Annotated in this window: 17 protein-coding genes and 1 riboswitch (1 of these 18 only partly in view); of the genes, 6 read left to right on the top strand and 11 right to left on the bottom strand. The window is 48.3% G+C overall.

Annotated features, from left to right (window positions below):
* The 5 genes from F4V51_RS03515 to F4V51_RS03495 all read right to left on the bottom strand — a co-directional run.
* On the bottom strand, positions 1 to 79 hold the beginning of the coding sequence (locus tag F4V51_RS03515; RefSeq protein ID WP_153976870.1) for an NCS2 family permease. The gene continues 1298 nt to the left of window position 1, outside the view; only the first 79 of its 1377 coding nucleotides appear in the window; it begins with the start codon at positions 77 to 79; the stop codon falls past the left edge of the window.
* A gap of 179 nt (positions 80 to 258) precedes the next feature.
* Positions 259 to 359, bottom strand: a riboswitch (purine riboswitch).
* Positions 360 to 572: 213 nt separating this feature from the next.
* Positions 573 to 1418: a carbohydrate ABC transporter permease gene (locus F4V51_RS03510; protein WP_095293153.1), complete on the bottom strand. Its 846-nt coding sequence runs from the start codon at positions 1416 to 1418 to the stop codon at positions 573 to 575.
* 45 nt (positions 1419 to 1463) lie between these two features.
* Entirely contained in the window at positions 1464 to 2339 is an 876-nt protein-coding gene (locus F4V51_RS03505) for a carbohydrate ABC transporter permease (RefSeq protein WP_095293154.1), read from the bottom strand.
* Positions 2340 to 2448: 109 nt separating this feature from the next.
* Positions 2449 to 3666, bottom strand: a complete 1218-nt coding sequence (locus F4V51_RS03500) for an extracellular solute-binding protein (RefSeq protein WP_153980542.1) — start codon at positions 3664 to 3666, stop codon at positions 2449 to 2451.
* 310 nt (positions 3667 to 3976) lie between these two features.
* Positions 3977 to 4960: a glycoside hydrolase family 43 protein gene (locus F4V51_RS03495; RefSeq protein ID WP_153976869.1), complete on the bottom strand. Its 984-nt coding sequence runs from the start codon at positions 4958 to 4960 to the stop codon at positions 3977 to 3979.
* A gap of 296 nt (positions 4961 to 5256) precedes the next feature.
* Between F4V51_RS03495 and F4V51_RS03490 the strand changes: the two genes are divergently transcribed.
* Positions 5257 to 6180 carry an ArsR/SmtB family transcription factor gene (locus tag F4V51_RS03490; protein WP_153976868.1) on the top strand — a complete coding sequence of 308 codons (924 nt, stop codon included), beginning with the start codon at positions 5257 to 5259 and terminating at the stop codon, positions 6178 to 6180.
* A gap of 109 nt (positions 6181 to 6289) precedes the next feature.
* On the opposite strand, the gene guaA is transcribed toward F4V51_RS03490, so the two are convergent.
* The 5 genes from guaA to F4V51_RS03465 all read right to left on the bottom strand — a co-directional run bounded on the left by guaA (position 6290) and on the right by F4V51_RS03465 (position 14038).
* Positions 6290 to 7828, bottom strand: coding sequence for a glutamine-hydrolyzing GMP synthase (gene guaA, locus F4V51_RS03485; protein WP_153976867.1), 1539 nt, complete (start codon positions 7826 to 7828; stop codon positions 6290 to 6292).
* A 219-nt stretch (positions 7829 to 8047) separates the two neighbouring features.
* The gene (locus F4V51_RS03480) at positions 8048 to 10369 is read right to left on the bottom strand and encodes a DUF4129 domain-containing transglutaminase family protein (RefSeq protein WP_153976866.1); all 2322 of its coding nucleotides are present in this window, start codon (positions 10367 to 10369) and stop codon (positions 8048 to 8050) included.
* Complete coding sequence (locus F4V51_RS03475; protein WP_153976865.1) at positions 10356 to 11630, bottom strand: DUF58 domain-containing protein; 1275 nt, start codon at positions 11628 to 11630, stop codon at positions 10356 to 10358. Before F4V51_RS03475 ends, F4V51_RS03480 begins: the two co-directional genes overlap by 14 nt.
* Positions 11627 to 12619, bottom strand: a complete 993-nt coding sequence (locus F4V51_RS03470) for an AAA family ATPase (protein ID WP_153976864.1) — start codon at positions 12617 to 12619, stop codon at positions 11627 to 11629. Before F4V51_RS03470 ends, F4V51_RS03475 begins: the two co-directional genes overlap by 4 nt.
* A gap of 99 nt (positions 12620 to 12718) precedes the next feature.
* A complete protein-coding gene (locus tag F4V51_RS03465) occupies positions 12719 to 14038 on the bottom strand; it encodes a polysaccharide deacetylase (RefSeq protein WP_236146683.1) in 1320 nt (439 codons plus the stop codon).
* Between the two features lie 307 nt (positions 14039 to 14345).
* On the opposite strand from F4V51_RS03465, the gene F4V51_RS03460 reads away from it, so the two are divergent.
* Positions 14346 to 14996: a DedA family protein gene (locus tag F4V51_RS03460; protein WP_153976863.1), complete on the top strand. Its 651-nt coding sequence runs from the start codon at positions 14346 to 14348 to the stop codon at positions 14994 to 14996.
* A 41-nt stretch (positions 14997 to 15037) separates the two neighbouring features.
* Here the strand turns inward: F4V51_RS03460 and F4V51_RS03455 are convergent, their stop codons facing one another.
* Positions 15038 to 16291 carry an MFS transporter gene (locus tag F4V51_RS03455; RefSeq protein WP_153976862.1) on the bottom strand — a complete coding sequence of 418 codons (1254 nt, stop codon included), beginning with the start codon at positions 16289 to 16291 and terminating at the stop codon, positions 15038 to 15040.
* A gap of 180 nt (positions 16292 to 16471) precedes the next feature.
* Here F4V51_RS03455 and F4V51_RS03450 point away from each other — a divergent pair, with 180 nt between their 5' ends.
* From F4V51_RS03450 to F4V51_RS03435, 4 genes are read left to right on the top strand one after another with little or no spacing between them, the layout of a single operon-like run.
* Entirely contained in the window at positions 16472 to 17986 is a 1515-nt protein-coding gene (locus F4V51_RS03450) for a spore germination protein (RefSeq protein ID WP_153976861.1), read from the top strand.
* 21 nt (positions 17987 to 18007) lie between these two features.
* Positions 18008 to 19210 (top strand): Ger(x)C family spore germination protein, encoded by a 1203-nt coding sequence (locus F4V51_RS03445; protein ID WP_153976860.1) that lies wholly within the window; start codon positions 18008 to 18010, stop codon positions 19208 to 19210.
* A gap of 8 nt (positions 19211 to 19218) precedes the next feature.
* On the top strand, positions 19219 to 19452 hold the full coding sequence (locus tag F4V51_RS03440; protein WP_153976859.1) for a hypothetical protein: 234 nt from the start codon (positions 19219 to 19221) through the stop codon (positions 19450 to 19452).
* A 17-nt stretch (positions 19453 to 19469) separates the two neighbouring features.
* Positions 19470 to 20573: a GerAB/ArcD/ProY family transporter gene (locus F4V51_RS03435; protein ID WP_153976858.1), complete on the top strand. Its 1104-nt coding sequence runs from the start codon at positions 19470 to 19472 to the stop codon at positions 20571 to 20573.
* The last annotated feature ends 25 nt before the right edge of the window (positions 20574 to 20598 follow it).

The raw sequence follows: 20598 nt of genomic DNA, 5'->3' as shown, positions 1-20598 counted from the left end.
TCATAAAGGTAGTAAGACCCGCAACAATCTCCGTTCTAACATTCGTTCCGTTTTCTTTTAGTTTAAAGAAACGATCCATAATCCACTAACTCCCCCTTAGAGATGTTGAAGCCATTTTGAAAAACGACAAAGACCCTGGACGGACTTACTTCACCCAGGGTTAGCTATCAGGAGAGGTGTAGCCTATCGCCAAGAACAAAAAAAATTCTAATGTGCGTCCATTATAGTTAACCACGCAGTCATATAGAACTTTTGCTGTGCTTAGCCTCTCCTGCTCGTAGCCAGATCATTAGGGTGATCTTGTAGAAACTCCCGGGCCATATCCCCAGGATTATACGAAGTAGTATGCGCTATTTGTTTGTTTTCCCATCCCTATTTTAGAAGCGCCGGCCTTTTCTGTCAATGATAAAAACGAATGTTAATTATATGTTCCCACGGGAACGTTCGTGTTTTGAAAGCGCTATAAATTTTATCGTAAAAAAGCCACCGTATATACGGCAGCTCATAATACAACCCATACATCATTCCTACTATAAAATAACAGTTTAACAAACAATGCAGTAACTCAGCATTTAACCTTTAATTCCCGAATTCAGGTTAATCGATTGCAGGAAATACTTTTGTGCAAAAATAAACAGCACGAGTGTCGGAATAATGGCCAGAATTGCCGAACCCATCAGTTGTCCAATCATGCGATAGTTGCCGTAGATATCCTGCAGTAACAGCAATCCAGCGGTAATCGGCATTTTCTCAACATCTGTGTATACGATAACCGGCCATAAGAAGTCATTCCAGGACCCAATGAACGAGAAAAGACCACACACAATCAATACCGGTTTCACCAGGGGTAAAATAATGGAGTAATAGATCCGGAAATCACTTGCACCATCAACCTTAGCAGACTCGTCCAGCTCGCCAGGTATTCCTTTCATGAACTGACGAACGAGGAAGATATTCCCCATACCAGCCAGTCCCGGAATAATCATGGCCCAAGCTGTATTGACCCATCCAAGCGCCTCAATGATTTTGTAGGAAGGGATCAGGTTAACGACACCCGGGAAAAATGAAATCCCGAGAAGCGTGAAAAACAAGGCATCTCTCCCTTTGAACTTCAACCTTGTGTATCCATAGCCTGTAAGGGAAATGATAAAAACGACAAGCACCGTGTGAGATACTGCAATGAGCAGTGAGTTGCTCAACCATCTCAGAATCGGAGCCGTGGATGTATTGTCCAGTATGGCGACGTAGTTATTAAAGTCCCACTCTTTGGGAAATAATCGGAACCCGGCCGACACCACTTCTGCCTGCGAGCGAAATGAAGTCGTAATCCCGAAAATAACGGGCACCACCCATATGACACAAATGGTTACCAAAAATAGATAGGATATATATTTGGAGATACTTATTTTTTTGACCATGTTGATATACCTGCTCCTTCCCGATCCACGTTCGATCCTGCTCCTCTAATTGGCGTTCCGGTTCATTACGTAATATTGCAATGCGGAGATGACCAGAATAACCAGTCCTAACAGCACAGCCATGGCGGAAGCCATACCTGCCACTGACTCACCGGAGCCAAACGCAAGCTGGCGAATATACATCATAAGAACATGCGTAGTCTGCTGCGGTCCACCATCGGTCATCATCAGCGGCTGACCAAATACGTTAAACGAACCCGCTGTTGTCATGACAAATGTAAAGATCAACGGGAAACGGATGGAAGGCAGCGTAATGCTGAAGAATCGGCGTACCGGACCGGCACCATCCATCTCGGCTGCTTCATACAGATCGCTAGGTACACCATTAATGGAAGCGCGATAGATAATCATGTTACCTCCGACCGCTCCCCACACAGATATCACAATAATAATGATCCAAGCATACGGTTGATTGGCAGCCCAGGATATCTCTGATCCAAATACGTTACCCGTGATGCCGAGCTGTTTATTGAAAATAAGAGACCAGATGAGCGCTGCGGCAGATATGGAGATCATACCTGGAATATAGATAATCGCCTGCATGAAGCCTTTGAATTTCACCTTTTTATGTTCAAGGGCTACAGCAACAAGCAGCGGAATAATGATTAACGGCGGAACGCTCAGCGCTACGAAAATCAACGTATTCTTCAAACCATTAAAGAATTGAAAATGAAATGAGGAATCCTGGTCGAACAGGATCGTCCTATAATTTTCAAAACCGACCCAAACCGGATCGTTGATTAGGTTCCATCTGGTGAAAGAGGCATAAATCCCGTAGATCGTCGGCAGCAGTATAAACACCAAAAACAGGATTAGATGAGGACCGACAAATAAGAACGGTGCAAATGATCGTTTATTCATATCCTTTCATTTCTCCTTTGGGAAAAGCAATGTGTCACTCTTGCGACACATTGCTTCTATTACAGTAGAATGGCGAGATGTACAGTACATCCGTTATGCAATTCAAGTGTTACTGGCCCCCACTGCTTCCTTGAGCAATTTTGTCCTCAACCTCTTTTTGCATGGTTTGCAGTGTCGCATCCAGCTCCACATTGCCACGAACAATATCAGCCGCGTATTTGTCAACCGCTTCAGCTACATACGGGTAATACTCGTACGTGTAGATGTAGAGCGATTCAATCTCCTTCTCATTCGAAGTAAAGAACGACTGCATGTAGTCTTTGTACTCCGGACTCTCGATAACCTGTTTACTCGCAACAGTCTGTCCCGCTTTGGCCCATTCCATTGAATTCTGACGTATAAACTCCAGGAATTTACCGATCCCTTGTTCCTTCTCATCTGTTCTCGCTTCATTGTTCAGCATGGCAAACAGGTGGGACGAAGAACGGTTTGTAAACTTATCAGCTGTAGGTGAATACACATTGGTCACGCCGAAATTCAGACCTTCAACAGTAGCATGAGCGGTCGAGCTCCATGTACCATCTGTAGAAAACAGGACATTACCGGATTGGAACATCAGGTAACCATCTTCACCGAACGGAGTCATGAGACCGGCATCGGCGATCTTTTTGACACTTTCAAATGCAGCCTTCATTTCTGGAGTGTTCAGCGCTGGTTTCCCATCTTTCTGCACATCTCCGCCCACATTCTGCAATTGTCCGAGGATAACCCATCCGAGCAAAGCATCATTTACGACGAAGTCTCCTTCATCTAATTTGCCTTGCAAGGAAAGCATCTCATCAATCGTGACAATATCATCATCCAGGAATGATTCTGCGTTATACTTTTTCAGCAAATCCTTGTTGTAGTACATCGCATTACTGTGGATATCGAGAGGAACAGTGTACTGTGTTCCATCAATGGTTCCTGTCGACCATGCTTGGGGCAAATAGTTCTCTTCCTTGATTTCCGGCTGCGCGGCCAGCATTGCAGTCATGGGCTCAAGTACGTTTTGCTTCACAAAGCCCGGAACACGGTCAGCATGGATAATAGCCAGATCCGGAATCCCTTTACCGGAGTTAATTACCGTAGACAGCTTGGTGTACATATCAGACGTAATTACATGTTTTAATTTGATTTCTGGTTCAGTGGCGTTATATTCTTTAACTAACTGGTCCATATAAGCTCCATCTTCTCCAGTCAGAGGCGTCCAGAACGTAATCGTATTTTTGTCGTCTGAGCTGCAACCCGACAGCACAAAAACCAGCAGAAGCAGTGTAGATACCATGATTACAAAACCTTTTTTTGTACGTTTCACACAAGAACCCCCCTAGAATAATCAATCCTAAGCACATTTGTAAACGCATTCAAATATTCAAGAAAATCACAGGGCTCTGCAATTTTCTTCTCGGAAACCGGCCCTGCTGCTAAAGTACCCTTACTGAAGGAAGCTTGCCTAGGAGCACTCCCTTCGCTCTATCACACAAACGTTAATACATAAATTAATCATTAACATTTGTGTGAATTTATCGTAATTCATAGCGCTTACATTTGTCAACCACTTTGTTCCATTTTTATTTTTTATTTATGTTATAGCTCTATACGTTCACAGGACGACCATCTGGAACGGGTTTGCCAAAGTACGGGAATCCAAACTCGTCCCAACCAAAGACCTGTGCCCGCATGTGGCGATTCGGATCATAGAGTGGATCTCCCTCAATTTCTTTATAATTGCGAGCATGATAGACCAAAATATCCTGACTTCCGTCCTCCGACACGGTGAAACTGTTATGCCCGGGACCGTATTGTCCCGCCTCTACATCGGTTTGAAATACAGGGGCTGGAAGCTTTGTCCAACTTTTCGGTGACAACAGGTCGCTCCCTTCCTCTGCATACAGCAACCCCATGCAATAATTATGATCTGTAGCACTTGCGGAGAAGGATATAAATATTTTGCCATTTCTATTCAACACTGCTGCACCTTCATTGACCAGAAAACCGATTTTCTCCCAATCATGCGTCGGTTCAGCAATCATCACCTGTTCGGAAGCGAGTGTCCACGGATTTTCCATGGATGCAATATACAGGTTGGAATTGCCCACGATGTCCGGATCTTTCTGTGCCCAGACCAAATATTGAACGTCATTATGTAGGAATGAGGTCGCATCAAGTGCGAAACTTTCCCATTTTGTCTTGATTTGCCCCTTTTCTTCCCAAACGCCTTCAAGCGGGTTAGCTGAGGCATTTTCCAACACGAACATGCGATGATCAAAAAGCCCTTCCACCGTAGCCGTTGTTCGTGCTGCAGCAAAATAGATATACCATTTACCGTGGACAAAATGAATTTCCGGTGCCCAAATGTTGGCACTCATCGGTCCTTCGTCATATTTGCGCCATACTACGACCGGCTCAGCGCTATCCAGCTCTTGAACAGAGCGAGCTCTTCTAACCTCAATTCGATTATACTCAGGCACGGAACCTGTAAAATAATAATAGCCGTCGGTATGTTTGTATACCCATGGATCGGCTCGTTGCGGTATAATCGGATTAACAAATGATTCCTGCTTCGAAACTGTACTCACGTTGTCATCTCCTGTTCTGCACAATAGGTTAATGTTTTTGTTTATATATTCGTAAATCTGTTATTAATTCACCTAAATATTAAGTTATCAAGCAGCACGTGTCAATGAGTTGGCAGGGTTTTTTTGGTTATTTCATGGTTTGTTTTTACATTTTTCCGAATTGTTCTGTTTTTAAGTTGTATATCTGGTATTATTTATATAAAAACGTTGTGATTATTTTCGAATTCCGATATTATAATATTCTACATTTACTATTCATATAAATGTTAATATTTCATTTCTTCGGAGGAATTACATTGAAAATCGACCTGAACGAAAAAAACCTGCATATCTTCGAAGCCCTTTCTAGCAGTGTGCGCATTCAGATCGTTCATCTGCTGTCTAAAAACTCTATGAATATAAAAGAACTGGCCGAAGCGCTTGGACTTAGTAGTGCCATCATGACCATGCATGTCAAAAAATTAGAAAAAGCCGGTGTGATCGAATCCAACATGGCTCCGGGCAAAGGTGGAGCGGCCCAAAAGGTCTGCTCTCTTCGTATGGACACTCTTGAAATCGCATTCCCGACCAAGGACGTCATCCAGCGTGAGATTCACAAAACCGAAATATCCGTAGGGCATTTCACTGATCTGCAGATCAAGCCGACTTGCGGCATATGTACAAGAGATTCCATCATTGGTATCTTTGATGATCCCCGGTATTTCCTTGATCCGGACCGACTGAAAGCCAAAATCCTGTGGTTTGGTCAAGGATATATTGAATACAAGGTACCCAATTACCTAATGGGAGATGAGAATCCGGAGGAATTGGAGATATCGATGGAGATCTCTTCCGAGGCACCTCTTACCAACAACAACTGGCCTTCCGATATTTCGTTTATCGTTAATGGCGTTGAGGTAGGAATGTGGACGAGCCCTGGTGACTTTGGAGGAAAAGGCAAACTGAATCCGCCTTGGTGGTTTGAAAGTGTAAATCAATACGGCCTCCTGAAACATCTCATTATCAAAAAGGAAGGCACGTTTATGGATGGTGTGAAATTGTCCGATGTTACCATCGATGATATTGGCATCCGTAATAGCTACTGGTCCCTGCGCATTGCGGTCAAGGAAGATGCAGAGCACATCGGCGGCGTTACGTTATTCGGAGAAGGATTCGGTAACCATAATCAGGACATTATTTTCCGGCTGTACTACACCGATAACACTGAAAGGCCTGAATGAATTAAGCCTTTGTAAACCCATTACTGGCATAACAAAAAAACTCCCTTTGACATGTGTAATACATGATCAAAGGGAGTTTCTTTTCGTTCAATACCGTTTGTTCGTAAACCTATTCCCACTCAATCGTTGCTGGTGGTTTGGATGTTACGTCATAGACGATCCGGTTAACGTTATCAACTTCATTTACGATACGTACGGAGATTTTCTCCAGTACATCCCAAGGGATACGTGCCCAGTCGGCCGTCATACCGTCGATGGATGTTACGGCACGAATACCTACAGTGTAGGAATACGTACGAGCATCACCCATAACACCTACGCTCTTCATGTTCGGCAGAGCCGTGAAGTATTGCCAAATTTCGCGGTCCAGACCTGCTTTGCCAATCTCCTCGCGCAGGATGTAGTCGGAATCACGAACGATTTTAAGCTTCTCTTCCGTAACTTCTCCAAGAACACGGATCGCCAGACCCGGACCTGGGAAAGGCTGACGGTGTACAATTTCGTCCGGCAGGCCGCACTCTGTACCCACTTTACGCACTTCATCCTTAAACAGGGTGCTCAGTGGTTCAATCAGCTTAAAGTTCATATCTTCAGGCAATCCACCCACGTTGTGGTGAGATTTGATCGTTTGTGCTGTTGCTGTTCCACTTTCCACGATGTCCGTGTACAGCGTACCTTGCGCCAGGAATTCGAAATCATCAAACTGCTTGGACTCTTCATCAAATACGTAAATAAACTCGTTACCGATAATTTTACGTTTTTGTTCCGGATCATCCACGCCAGCCAGCTTGGACATGAAGCGCTCCTGTGCATCGATTTTGACAACCTTCATGTCGAATTTGCCAACAAACGTCTCCATTACGCTTTCGGCTTCGCCTTTGCGCAGCAGACCGTGGTCAATGAACATACATGTCAGTTGGTCACCGATCGCTTTGTGAAGCAATGCAGCCACAACGGAAGAATCCACGCCACCGCTGAGTGCACACAGTACTTTACCGTCGCCCACTTTTTCACGAATATCCTTGATGGTGTCGTCAATGAATGTTTCCATCGTCCAGTTGCCTTCGCAACCACAGATGTTAAACAGGAAGTTGCTAATCATATCGTTACCACGAACAGAGTGACGTACTTCCGGGTGGAACTGAACAGCATACAATTTGCGCTCATCGTTACTCATCGCAGCGATCGGCGCACTTTCCGTGCCTGCATCCAGTTTGAAGCCCGGAGGCAATGTAACTACATGGTCACCATGACTCATCCATACGGTATGTTCGCCTTCAATGCCCTGTGCCAGTGCAGCACCTGCAGCAAACTCAAGGTCTGCTTTTCCGTACTCACGTTTCTCGGAACGCTCTACTTTACCTTCAAGCTGCTGTGCCATAAGCTGCATACCGTAGCAAATCCCGAAGATTGGCAGTCCCAGATCATACACACCCGGATCTACATGCGGAGCGTTCTCAGCGTACACGCTGGAAGGACCTCCGGAGAAAACTATACCTTTTGGTGCCAATTCTGCGATTTTCTCTGCCGGTGTGTTATACGGCAAAAGCTCGCTGTATACGCCAAGATCCCGGATTCTTCTGGCGATTAACTGGTTGTATTGGCCCCCAAAGTCAAGGACAACCACAATTTCATTTTGCTTATTCATTACCGTGCCTCCCTCAATTAATGAAACTAATTATACGCAACGACAAAACATACCGTCAAGGAAAGACGAAACTCCTTTTTGTGGGCAGTTTACAACATTTGATATGAAGACACCTTCATTGTGAGTTTTCTACAAATTCCCCACTTCCATTCGCTTCATAAGAAATCGCCCAAAGACGCCTTGTCCGCACTTCGGCGAGCAAGACGTCCCTGGGCGATGTTATGGTAATTGCAGGCGCCGGGCAAGGCGAAGTGCCCGGCGCAGGAATTCAAGACTGTCCGCGCGCAGCGGACGGTCCGGCCCATACAGCAGCCGTTCCCAGTCGGCTGCAAACCGCGCGATGTCCGCGGCGTCCGTGCCTGCGGCCAGGGCGGGTGACGCTGCATACTCCCGCAGCGTCATCCCCGGCGGCCGCGGGCCGTACCGCCGCGCGAGCGCGGCCCAGACCGGAGCTGCGGCGCTGAGCAGCCGCTCACGGTCGGGGAAGCTGCTGCGCGGCCATGCCAGCAGCAGCCTCAGCCGCAGCGCGGGGCGAAGCCGCCGCATGCGCAAGGCCCCGGCAGCGGCCAGCAGCGCCGCTGCCGCAAAAGCTGCCGCGAGCCATGGCTCCGCGGCAAGAGCACGCGCGCGGGCCAGCAGCCAGGCGCCCGCACCACCGATCCCGCCGCCAGATTGTGGCGGGATCTCCTCGCCGGGCTGCGCCCCGGCGACTGCTGCGGCGTCCGTGGCACCACCTTGCGGCAATGCGAAGCCCGGCGTAGCCTCGAACGGCATCCAGCCTGCGCCGGGGAAATACACCTCCACCCAGGAATGTGCATCGCCCTGGGTAACGACATACCGACCCGGTACCTCAGGGTCCGGTGAACCTGCACTGAATCCCTTTACCCAACGGGCGGGAATTCCCTCTGCACGAAGCAATACAACCATCGCCGTGGAGAAGTGATTGCAGTAGCCTTCCCCTGTGACAAACAGAAAGTCATCGACGAAATCCGTTCCGCGAGGCGGCATGCGCGTGTCCAGTGTATATTTGGCATGCTCTGCCAGGTAGGTCCGTACTGCCTGGACTGCATCATAACGCGTTTCGCTCTTCTGGATAATGTCACTCGCAAGTAATCGTACCCGTTCAGGGAGAGATTCGGGCAGCTGTAGGTAGGTTCTGCGGATGGCTGCGGGATCCTGACTTGAACTATGCGCATCGCCCAATAGACGAAGCTGTTCTGGCGACGCGGTGGGAATCATGACATCGGTTGTATACGTTTGGATCGGTTCACGACTGCTGGATCCGGCAAGCCAGAGTGTAGCCGAGTCTGCATTGGAGAGCAGGGCCATTCTATTTTCCTCGTTCTGTTCATTGGTATCCTGAAAGGACAGGTTCAGAGGTACTCCTCCCGTAAAGAGCGGATTAGGTCCCCTCCACGGACGCTCCATCGTGACCGTTTGGCGAATACGTGTCCAGTAGGTTTGGTTCTCCCAGCCATCGGCACGAAACAGCCCTGCCGGGCTGGCCTTTTGAAAGTTTTGTGCAGGATCACTCCATGTACTGCCGTTATAATAGGAACGAGTCTCCCCGCGCCAATACGTGACTTGAGGACTCTTCGCTGTAAAAAAGACAGCATTTCCTTGTACCAATGGAGATCCCATCGGCGCATCAGATGTACTGTATCCCGTGACAGATGCCGAAGCAGGGATGCTGCCGCGTGGTGTATAGCCTGCCCAGCGGGCAAGGCGTTCTCCAATCTGATCAAGCGATATCCGTTCAGGCTCAGGTACCGGGACAACACGTCCGGGCAGAGCAGCAAGCAATACCATCCCCGCTGCTGCTGCAGCAGCCACCGTACACCAACGAATATAGGGATATTGGTGAAAGGTTGGTGTTGTGCCCCCTTCCAACAGACGGAGCAGTTGGAGAATGGTCTGGATCAGCAGTATCCATAGAACAGATCGCACGACGGAGGCGTAGACATCCAGCCCGGCCAATGTTTCCAGGAGCAGCAAATAAAGCAGGGTAGCACTGCCGAACAGCATCACACTCCGCCGCATCAACACAAGGGACTGCACGGAAGCCATGAGCATGCTCCACCCACACATCATCAACAAACCTCTCGTCTCCGCACTGATGGAATAAAAGTGTCCACTTTCCATGAATGAGCGTATATCCTCCATCCATGTTTCCGGGTAACCGAGAGCCCAACCGGCAGGATCACTGCCTCCATACATCAGGCATAGAGCAGTAAGAGCCACAAGCAGTCGAACCGCCATCCCCAACATCCAGCCTGTACGCAATAATCCTGCCATCAGGAGTGCACCCGTAAGTCCGGCCATCACCGTCAGAAAACGCCCACTTCCCTGCTGTCCCGACGAAGTAATCGGGTAGATCCATTCCAGGGAGAGAAGCAGCAGCAGAACAGAAATGCTGATCTTATACACGGCAGGCTCTCTCTTAGAACGCTGGGATTTGGATCCCTGACCTAGTACCGAAACTTCTTCGGCAGATTGGACAACCGTCATATCACCACGACCACCATGATTACGCTCCCACATCCGAGACACCCGCCTTTCCAACGAAAGGCATGGATTGGTCTGCAACTGAGCTGACTCTTACCCCGCTAAGCCGAAGCTGTTCCGTCCACTGCTCAGCCGGATTCTCAGGCCCTCCCTGAACTGTATTTCCTTTGGCTTGTTCCTCACCCATTGGTGTTTCGGTTAACTGCACTTCTATTTCATGTCCGAGCTCAGCAGCACCCAGCACCCATCCCGTCAGCACGGCATCCAGTCTGCCCGTAAGGACAACAATGCGTGTCCCCGCAGGCCACTGATCCAGCATGGTTGTATCCGCCAGCGATGAAACAGATAAGTCAGCACTTGATATACTTGCCTGGGCCAAGCTGTCCAGTGACAGATTTACATGATCGGCATGGATGAGATCGCTTAACCAACCGGGCTGCTTATCCGGACCAGCCTCTACCCCTGTCCTCCAGAGTTGATAGGGAACATCATCGCGAACAGCTGTAAACACCCATCGGGCAGCCATGTTAATGGCACGTTCAAACGCCGGATGCTCCTTCGCCCCCTGGACTCGTCGTTCGTAGCCAGTCTTACCTTCATACAGCAGAATACCCAAAGATGTTGATTCCGATATTTCAGGCAAAAAGGTTTGAAGTTTGCCCGTCTTGGCCGTACTTTTCCAATGAATGCGTCCCAAGGGATCTCCTGGCTGATACTCACGGAACTCGGGACTTCGGTTACCTTGACTGGTTTTTGTATTTGCCGAACTCCCCTCATCTATAGCAGCAAATGCTTCAGACTCACGATCACCGAATGTTGATCCAGATGGAACGACAGCAAGAGATGTCCCGCCCACCGTTTCCGCAGAGACGGTATTCCATCCGAATACATCTCCCCAGTACAGTTGGCCTGAGCCCCATTGATACAACCCTCTTCGCAAGCCGGACATTTGATATTGGTAAGCAAACTTGCGTCTCATTCCCGGAAAAAGTAATTTTCGATGCACTCCAGCGGGTGTATCCTCACAGAGCATGATCCAAAGCAGTGGAATTCGGCATTCGAACTCCACTTCCACCTGAACACGCACCATCTCCCCAACCATTATTCGTTCCGAATTCATTTGCCGGCGAATGCGAATACGGCGCGGCCCCAATAGATGACTGACCAGACCGCTAATCAGGATGAGAGAGACGGTAATGGACAAAAACAGCGCCGCCTTGCCTCCATGCCATAGATATAGACAAGCAAAAGCTGCTGCCAAGACTGCATGGAATAGCCATTGAACAGGCGCGGTCATGATCGCCGGCCCCTTCCCTGAGCTGTCATTTGCACAGGCACGGGAACCGATGCTAGTGCATCCTGAATGACTTGTTCCTGACCTCGGAATGCCTCCGTCCTGTTCTGCCCTTTCAACCCGATTCGATGGGCAAGCACAGGCTGAGCCACCTCTTTGACATCATCCGGAATGACATAGCTTCGCCCCTGCAGATAGGCATATGCTTGCGTCGCAACCATCCAGGCCAGTGTTCCGCGTGGACTGATGCCGAGCCTCACGGCCGGATGATTACGCGTAGCTACTGTCACGGCAACCAGGTACTGCTTGACTACGGAATCAACGTGCACATGTCTAACTTCGCGCTGCATCGCACTCACTTCTTCCGCGAGCACCACTGGACGAAGTTCATCCAGCAGCTCTCTGCTCTGCCCTCTGGTTAACAGCTCGACTTCCTGTTCCGGCTCCGGGTAACCGAGTCCTATTCGCATTAGAAAACGATCCAGCTGCGCTTCAGGTAACCGATATGTGCCCTCGAACTGCAGCGGATTTTGCGTTGCCAGCAAAAAGAACGGCTTTGGCAAGGCATGTGTCGTACCATCCACTGTAATCCGTCGTTCTTCCATTGCTTCCAGCAGCGCTGACTGGGTCCGGGGCGATGCCCGATTAATCTCGTCAGCCAGTACAATGTTGGACATGACAGGACCTGGCCGGAATGTAAATCCACTCGTGTGAGGGTGGTACATGGATGTCCCAGTAACATCTGCAGGCATAACATCGGAAGTGAATTGAATACGACCCATGGAACAGCTCAATGATGAGGCGACAGCCCGAACCAGCATTGTTTTTCCTGTCCCCGGTACATCTTCCAGAAGCACGTGACCCCCACCTAGCATTGCAGTAAGGACATATTGAATCTCTTGTTTTTTGCCTATAATTACACTCTCGACCCGCTTGATCACCCTGCTCAGCAGCTCGACCGCATGTTCATGTTCCATTCGAATATACGACATCCCTCATTCTCCTTCCATTCTGGGCATTCAGAGCCATAGTAATCTATGATTCATTGTTGCCCGGAAGTAGAGAGATTAGTCGTGTCTGGATGCGTTAATTCATATTGTTCTGTACAGGTAGAAGTTTAACGCTGCCGCAAGAGGCATATTGGCCTTTACGATCCACTCGGATTCATTGGACTGAAGCGAAGATACATCCAGCCCCATTAATTCCAGCAGTTCTCGCAGTGGAACCCAGATCGTCCCCCCTTGACTCTGCACTGCTCCCTCTATCGTTCTATCATTCGATCGATTCGCTGATGTGGATTTCAGTTCACCGCTAACGCTGTTCGCCTGGATCACTCTATCCTTCCATAGCGCAGTCGCCGTTCTGGATTCCACGTCCCAGCGAATGCTGCCGCCAAACTTTTTCATAAACGGTCTTAATGGCACCATAATTCGCTGATCTTCCACGCGGAATTCCCCTGGCTTCAGTGTCCCCGCAGCAAGACCAATCTCTACCTTGAGTTCCTTGCCGGATAACCACAGGTTGCGATTGAATTTCACATGCTCCGCCACCCACTCGGCGCCAGGTGCCTTGCGAGATTTGTATTTCCCTTCGGGATGAACACGGAATTGCACAGGTGGATCCTCCGCTCTCATGGTGTCAAAACGATATCCGTGATCCCGGTAGTATTTGATTATTCCGGGTAACGCCTTGACCGTCTCCGCATGAGCTCCACCATCGTGCATTAACAAGATTACTGAACCGGTACCGGCAGGCACCTTGGTGGAATTGCGCAAAATCTCTTTGGCAGGCACACCCTTGCGCTTTGAATCACCGCTGTCGACATTCCAATCCATCACGGTGTACCCGCCCAACTGGAGCAGATCGAAATAGTTTTGATCAAAATGTCCATATGTTCCGCCAGGTGCACGTACCAGGTTGGGGCGGAAGCCGGTGATCCGGTTCACGATGTCTTCTGTCTGCTTCACCTGTTTCCAGAACGATTTAAAATCACTATACAGTTCATCATAATGATGGTTATAGGTATGATTGCCAAGTGCATGTCCCTCTTCCACAGCAGCCTGAATCAGCTCGGGGTAACGTTCTGCCTGCTCTCCGAGGACAAAAAATGTAGCCTTTACCTGTTCCTCGCGCAAAATATCCAATACTTCACGGGTATGCTTGCCTGGTCCGTCGTCAAAACTCAGATAGACTACCTTATCCTTACTGCTCTCTTTGTTAGGTGCAGCAGCTTCTGCGCCAGCAGCGTAAGAAGGAAATGCTGTCCAGGCATAAGAAGCAAATACGCATATTATTACCGCAAGACGAAGCAGACACGATGGCCATGCGGGAAAACCATGCTTATGTATGGATCTGGCTTTTACGGATTGCTCTGCTTTTTCCACCATTGTGAAATCCGGTCTCTGCATCATTTACGAATCATCCTCCAACGTCTCTAGTGATTCTGCTGATAGACTTTAGCAGATTTGTTAGAATTATATGGAGGCTTTATCGAAAAAAGACGCGTTTCTGTTTTATATTTTTCACAATTTGGGTTAGCTCATGATTGATTCTTGGCTTCGGATTGGGTAGCATAATGAACAGGCACTTATTACCGGAATCACTGCTATTACGGGGATAAGCACTGCAAATGTTTCATGTGACGGCGGACTGCAATGATCGTATACAAGACAGCATGGAGAGTCATCCGATTCCCCTGTCTTCAGGAGAGTGAATCTATTGGAATTGCTTGAGAAGATCCAACATCTGTTCGGATCCTATGGATACAGCGTTTTGTTTTTTGGCTTATTGCTGGAATTTATCGCTCTTCCCTTCCCGGGAGAAACAACCATGGCTTACGCAGGATACCTGTCATACAAGGGTCAACTGGACTTCGGAATTCTTGCCATCCTTGCCTTTCTCGGAACAACCATCGGCATGACGATCACTTACTTCATTGGTGCCAAAGCCGGTCTGCCCTTCATTGTCCGTTACGGAAAGTGGTTTCTATTCAAACAGGACAAGCTGGATAAAACGCAAAAGTGGTTCGCCAAATACGGTAATGCTCTGATTTTCATCGGATATTTCATACCTGGTGTCCGGCATTTTACTGGATACTTCGCAGGTATAGCGGCAGTTCCTTTTCGCAAATTCGCTCTATATGCATACTCGGGTGCACTGTTCTGGGTCGTGTTATTTCTGGGCATTGGAAAAGTATTCGGTCCACAGTGGAGCGCGGTGTTCCATCTTGCACATCAGTATGCAGCCTATATCGTTGCAGGCATTGGATTGTTACTGATCGCTGCCGTGCTGTACCGCTATCGGAAAGCTTGGGGGCAACGCTCCATCCGCAAGTCTGCTCCAATCAGGCAAAAACAAAATGCAGAATGAAGCTTATCCCCGGAGTCGCCACCAGTGCGACTCTTTTTGAATTAACTCCTTTTAAAAGCATCCCTTCGAATCCATGCGTAAGTCGCGAGCAAGAGCGCAATACATGCGAATCCCATTCCCCCTGCAAAACCAAGTCTACGCGGTTCCATCACCTCCAGCAGTATGCCTGCGCCAAACATGGATAACCCAAGCATCGTACTGCTGCATGCCGTCACTAAACCATAGACAATTCCGCGGTATTTGTCTGGTGTTTCCCGCATCAGGAGCGTATCGAGACACGTGTTTCCCATACCTGACGTAAAGGCGAGCAAAATATACATCAGGACAGCAACCGATGCGAACCTGGTCTCACTTAGCAGCATTAACAAGCAGCCTTCGATCAACAGACATGCTATAACGCCAGGGAGCAGCCACTGCTGCAAGTAACGAGAACCCCAGCTGCTGAGCACAAGTCCAATCCCCAGTGCTGCGTAAAATAGACCCACACCCCAATCTCCGAGTTTGAACACTTCAATCGCATATACACTGATCAGAACATTATCAATCCCATTAATAACGGGAACCCACAGCTCAAATGCAATAAGAATCTGCAAAGGGACCGATGAGCAGATGAACTGCCACAGCAGACGGGCCCCCCCTTTGCTTTTACGCTTTGGAGCATACCCAGGCTGTTTCACCACCGATTCATCTACTTGTTTGGTTCCAAGTGGTGGGAACGAAATCTTGCGGATCAGAGCAGCAGCAATCAGGAAAGCAAGTGCATTAGTTGCAAAAGCAGCCTGAGGACCCAATGCAGCCGAGACGATACCACCTACAAAAGCGCCCACAATAAGAACGGATCCGTTCATGACTTGTTCGAGCCCATTAATCTGGTGCAAGTGTTCGGAACGTACAAGCAAGGGGATTCCCGATTTGCGGACAGGCGCATATAGTGCTTCTGCGCATGCAAGCAGCGTACTCGCTGTATAGAGAATCCATAGATCATCTGCTTGATGTACGAACAAAAAGCTTAAAGCCACAGGTACCCTTAGAAGATTGGTCACAATCATAATCGTTCGCCGGCTGAAACGCAGCGTCAATACACCCCCTAGCGGAGCCAGAAGAAGAAAAGGAAACACCCTCAACCCGAGCGCCAAACCTACGGCAAGACCGGAACCAGTTGTACCAAGAATCAAGGCCAGCATGGCAACCTGACTGAATCGGTCACCAATTCCATTTACCAATCCTGCCATGAAAAGCTGCCTGTAATCGGGTTCTTCGTGCAGCAAGCGTTTAAAACCAAAACTGAATGTCATTACGATACCTCACTCATAATTTAGATAATAATCTAATTAGATAATATTCTAATTAATTGAGGTTGGCAATCACCTTTTGTATGTGCATCGTTCTGAGGTCACTTCTTTTTTTTGACATAAGTTGAATTCATCCAGGTCATACTAACTTGCAAATATAGGGAGGCATGGGGGTGAAAGGTTATGGGTTCTGCAGCGCAGAGCGATCATGAACAGAAACTGATCTCTCCGAATCTGATTGAAAATACGGAATATTGCAAACAAGTGATGGGCCAGAGCAACGACCTGATGATCCGCCCGCTCCAATGTTTACATAAGTGGCCATCAATTCTGCTGTACATTGATGGGTTAGTCGATGTTCAAATACTGAATCAGGCCATTCTGGGATCCCTGCTTCAGACACATGATCTTCCAGCATTCTCGGCTGAAGACGAACGCCTAAGCTATCTCCAAAATGACATCCTTGCTGCTAGTGACGTGCTGCTGGTAGAGAATATTCAGGATGTACTTAATGCCTTATTGTCCGGCTCTGCAGTACTGCTAATTGAAGGCTCAACCAAAGGCCTGAAGATTGGTGCAGCCGGCTGGGAAGATCGCGCTGTTACTGAGCCTGTATCCCAAACCGTTGTCCGCGGACCCATGGAAGGCTTTAATGAAAACTTACGTACCAATACCTCCTTGATCCGTAAACGGATTCGTGACCCTCATCTGTGGATCGAAGAGAGAGAGGTCGGACGAGTGACCAAGACCAAGATAGCCGTATTATATCTGGAGCATATCGTGGATAACGAAGTGGTGGAGGAGCTTCGGCGCAGACTCGATGAGATTGACATCGACAGCGTTCTGGAAAGCGGATATATCGAGGAATTGGTTCAGGATAAGACCGGGACGATCTTTCCAACGGTATATAATACTGAGCGGCCTGACACGGTATCTGCTGCCCTCCTTGAAGGCCGTGTTGCCATTATTGTGGATGGTACCCCATTCGCCTTGTTGGTGCCGGCCCTGTTTGTACAATTTTTCCAATCTGCAGAAGACTATTATCAGCGTGCTGATATCAGCACATTAATTCGGATGATTCGTTACCTGGCCTTTTTTATCGCTTTGCTCGCTCCTTCCTTCTACATCGCCATCTCGACCTTCCATCAGGAGATGCTTCCGACAAATCTGCTGATCAGTCTGGCCGCCCAGCGTGAAGGTGTTCCCTTCCCGGCCTTCATTGAAGCCATTTTGATGGAGCTTACCTACGAGATCTTGCGGGAGGCCGGCATTCGGATTCCGAAAACGGTCGGCCAGGCCGTCTCGATCGTGGGAACGCTTGTTATCGGTCAAGCTGCGGTTGATGCGGGGGTTGTGTCTGCAGCAATGGTTATCATCGTGTCGATTACCGCCATATCCAGTTACGTCATTCCGGAGAACGGATTATCCATCTCGGTTCGGATATTGCGTTTTGTCTTGATGATTCTGGCGGCTGCCTTTGGTTTCTATGGCATTCTGGTCGTTTTGCTCATTACAGTGACCCATCTGTGCAGCCTTCGCTCGTTCGGAGTACCTTATATGTCGCCATTTGCTCCGCTGGTTCAGAAGGATCTGAAGGATACCATCTTCCGCGTACCCTGGTCTCATATGAAAACCCGGCCTCTGAGTACGGGTACACCGAACAAAACAAGGCAGTCCACTAAAAAAATGAAACGCTGATCGCGGCAAGGAGAACACCGAATGAACAAGTGCATCCGGCTCGTTTTATCGCTTGCGGTTCTGCTTCCTCTCCTTACCGGATGCTGGGATCGCAAGGAACTCAATGACCTTGGAATTATGCTGGGTCTGGGCGTGGATAAGGATGGAGATCAAGTTAGAGTTAGCGCCCAGGTAGTCGTTCCCAATGAGGTATCCTCCAAATCCGGAGGCGGCAAAGGAACCCCTGTTACCCAATATCAGGCTACTGCTCCTACGCTGTTTGAAGCCATTCAGAAGCTGACCGAGACAAGCCCACGACGCATATTCATGGCTCATGTGCGCATCCTTGTTTTCGGGGAAGAATATGCCCGTAAGGATGGAATATATGATGTCATGGAAGCCATGATGCGGGAACCTTCTGCTCGGCCGGATTATTATGTCATGGTTGCTCGCAAGACAACGGCCTCCAAAGTATTGGATCTGCTCACACCCCTGGAAAATATCCCTGCCGAAAAGCTGTTTAATTCACTGGATGTTTCCGCCAAGACGTGGGCTCCTACTACCACAGTGACTGGAGACCAACTGGTCGACAATATGCTGACCCCTGGCATACAGCCTGTAATTACTGGTGTGGAAATTATGGGAAAACGGGAGATAAGCGGAAGCAAGGACAATATCTCTTCCATCCAATCTCCAGCCAGCCTTCACACGACCGGATTAAGTGTATTTAAAAAGGATAAGCTGATCGGTTGGCTGACCGAGGATGAATCCAAAGGATATAACTACATTCGGGATAACGTGGTCTCCACGGTAAGTCATCTTCCCTGCGGCAAAGGTGGAGCCGTAACCTTCAAAGCACTGCGCACTTCGACGAAACGAAAAGCCAAAATCGTGGATGGAAAGCCCGTTATTCATATCAAGCTTGAAAATGTTTCTTCCATTGCCGCCGTGGAATGCGGCATCAAGATCGGTTCAATGGAGACGCTCAGAAAATTGGAAGAGGAAAGCGAGGAGCGATTAATCGAGCTCATGCAGACTTCAGTGAACTCCGTAAGACGAAAATATCATGCGGATATTTTTGGATTCGGGCAGGAAGTTTACCATGCGGATCCCAAGCTTTTCAAAAAGATGGAGGATGACTGGAACAAGTACTTTGACAATCTGGACGTGAAATACGAAGCCAATGTACAGATTAAACGTACGGGAACACTGGACAATTCATTCAAAAATGATATGAAGGAGTGAGACCAAACATGATTACGATCACGGTCATTATTGTGGGAGTTATCGTTGGGTTGATCGATCTTCCTGGTCTAATCCGTCGCAAGGAATGGAAAGAGACCGTAGTATACAGCGGCATGCTGCTTGTTGCCACCTTCTTTAGCGTGATTGCAGCAAACTTATGGGAGTTTCCAAGTCCACTCTATATCATTATGTGGATTTATGAACCTGTGAATCAATTCTTGGCCAATATCACCGGAACTTAGGAAAGGGGGTACAACAGATGCTGGAGCAAGGACGGCTTGGAACAAGGCAGTTGGGAACCCTGACTTTCATGATGGTTATAGGAGATATGATGCTGATCTATCCCTCTGTCATTACGTCCTATGCTAAGCAAAACGCCTGGATCTGTGCCCTCATCGGAATTCCCCTTGGTATGGCGCTCATGGCCATGTTCCTTAAACTGGGCAATATGAATCCGGGCAAAAACCTGGTTCAGATAGCACGTAAGTATTTGGGATTCTGGCCAGGAACCGTTTTTTCTATCATCTACCTATTTTACTTTCTCGTGGGTACATCCACACATTCCAGAGAAATAGGCGATTTTATGACCAGTCAGATTTTTCAATTCACACCTATTCGGATCATTATCCTGATGTTTGTCATTACTCTGGGCTGGGGGATATACAACGGCCTGGAAGCCATCGGGCGGACAAGTGAACTGCTGCTGCCGATTGTGATCATTTTCATCCTCGTTCTTTCATTTTGCCTTCTGCCCAAGGTAGAAATCAGTCATCTGAAGCCCTTCACAGATACTAATGTTGTGTCTCTTGCACAAGGCATACTCGTAAGTGTCACCTATCCGGTAGGCGAAGCCATCGCGATCCTCATGATTTTACCCTATACTGCGAGACAAGCTCACCGAACCCGGGACGTCATCGCTGCTGTTGGACTGGGCAATTTGATGCTGGCAATGCTGGTCACCATCTCCCTCCTGGTGCTTGGTGCATTTCTGACTCAGCACAATATCTATGCATCCTTTATTTTATCTCAGAAAATCAGTATCGGAGGGTTCTTTGAACGTATCGAGGCCATTATGGCTACCTCCTGGCTGATCTCAACCTATTTCAAAGCAATGATTTATTTTTATGCGTTCATCGTGGGAATTGCGGAGCTCTTCAAGCTCAAACAGTATCGGATTCTCCTTCTGCCAGCATGCATGCTGGTATTTGGAATGGCCAATGTAGTAGCACCTAACCTGACCTTTATCGTCATTACCATCGTTCCGTATTGGGTAGATTGGGATACGACCCTAGGGATTCTGCTTCCGGGGATGCTGCTGCTTATTGTGACATTCAGAAAAAGAAAAGAATCGATATCCAACTGATCATATAGGAAGGAGCACATGTACC

This window comes from Paenibacillus xylanilyticus (assembly GCF_009664365.1).
Classification (GTDB): domain Bacteria; phylum Bacillota; class Bacilli; order Paenibacillales; family Paenibacillaceae; genus Paenibacillus; species Paenibacillus xylanilyticus_A.
The sequence above is the reverse complement of the archived record's forward strand: the minus strand, read 5'-3'. Positions and strand labels throughout refer to the sequence as shown.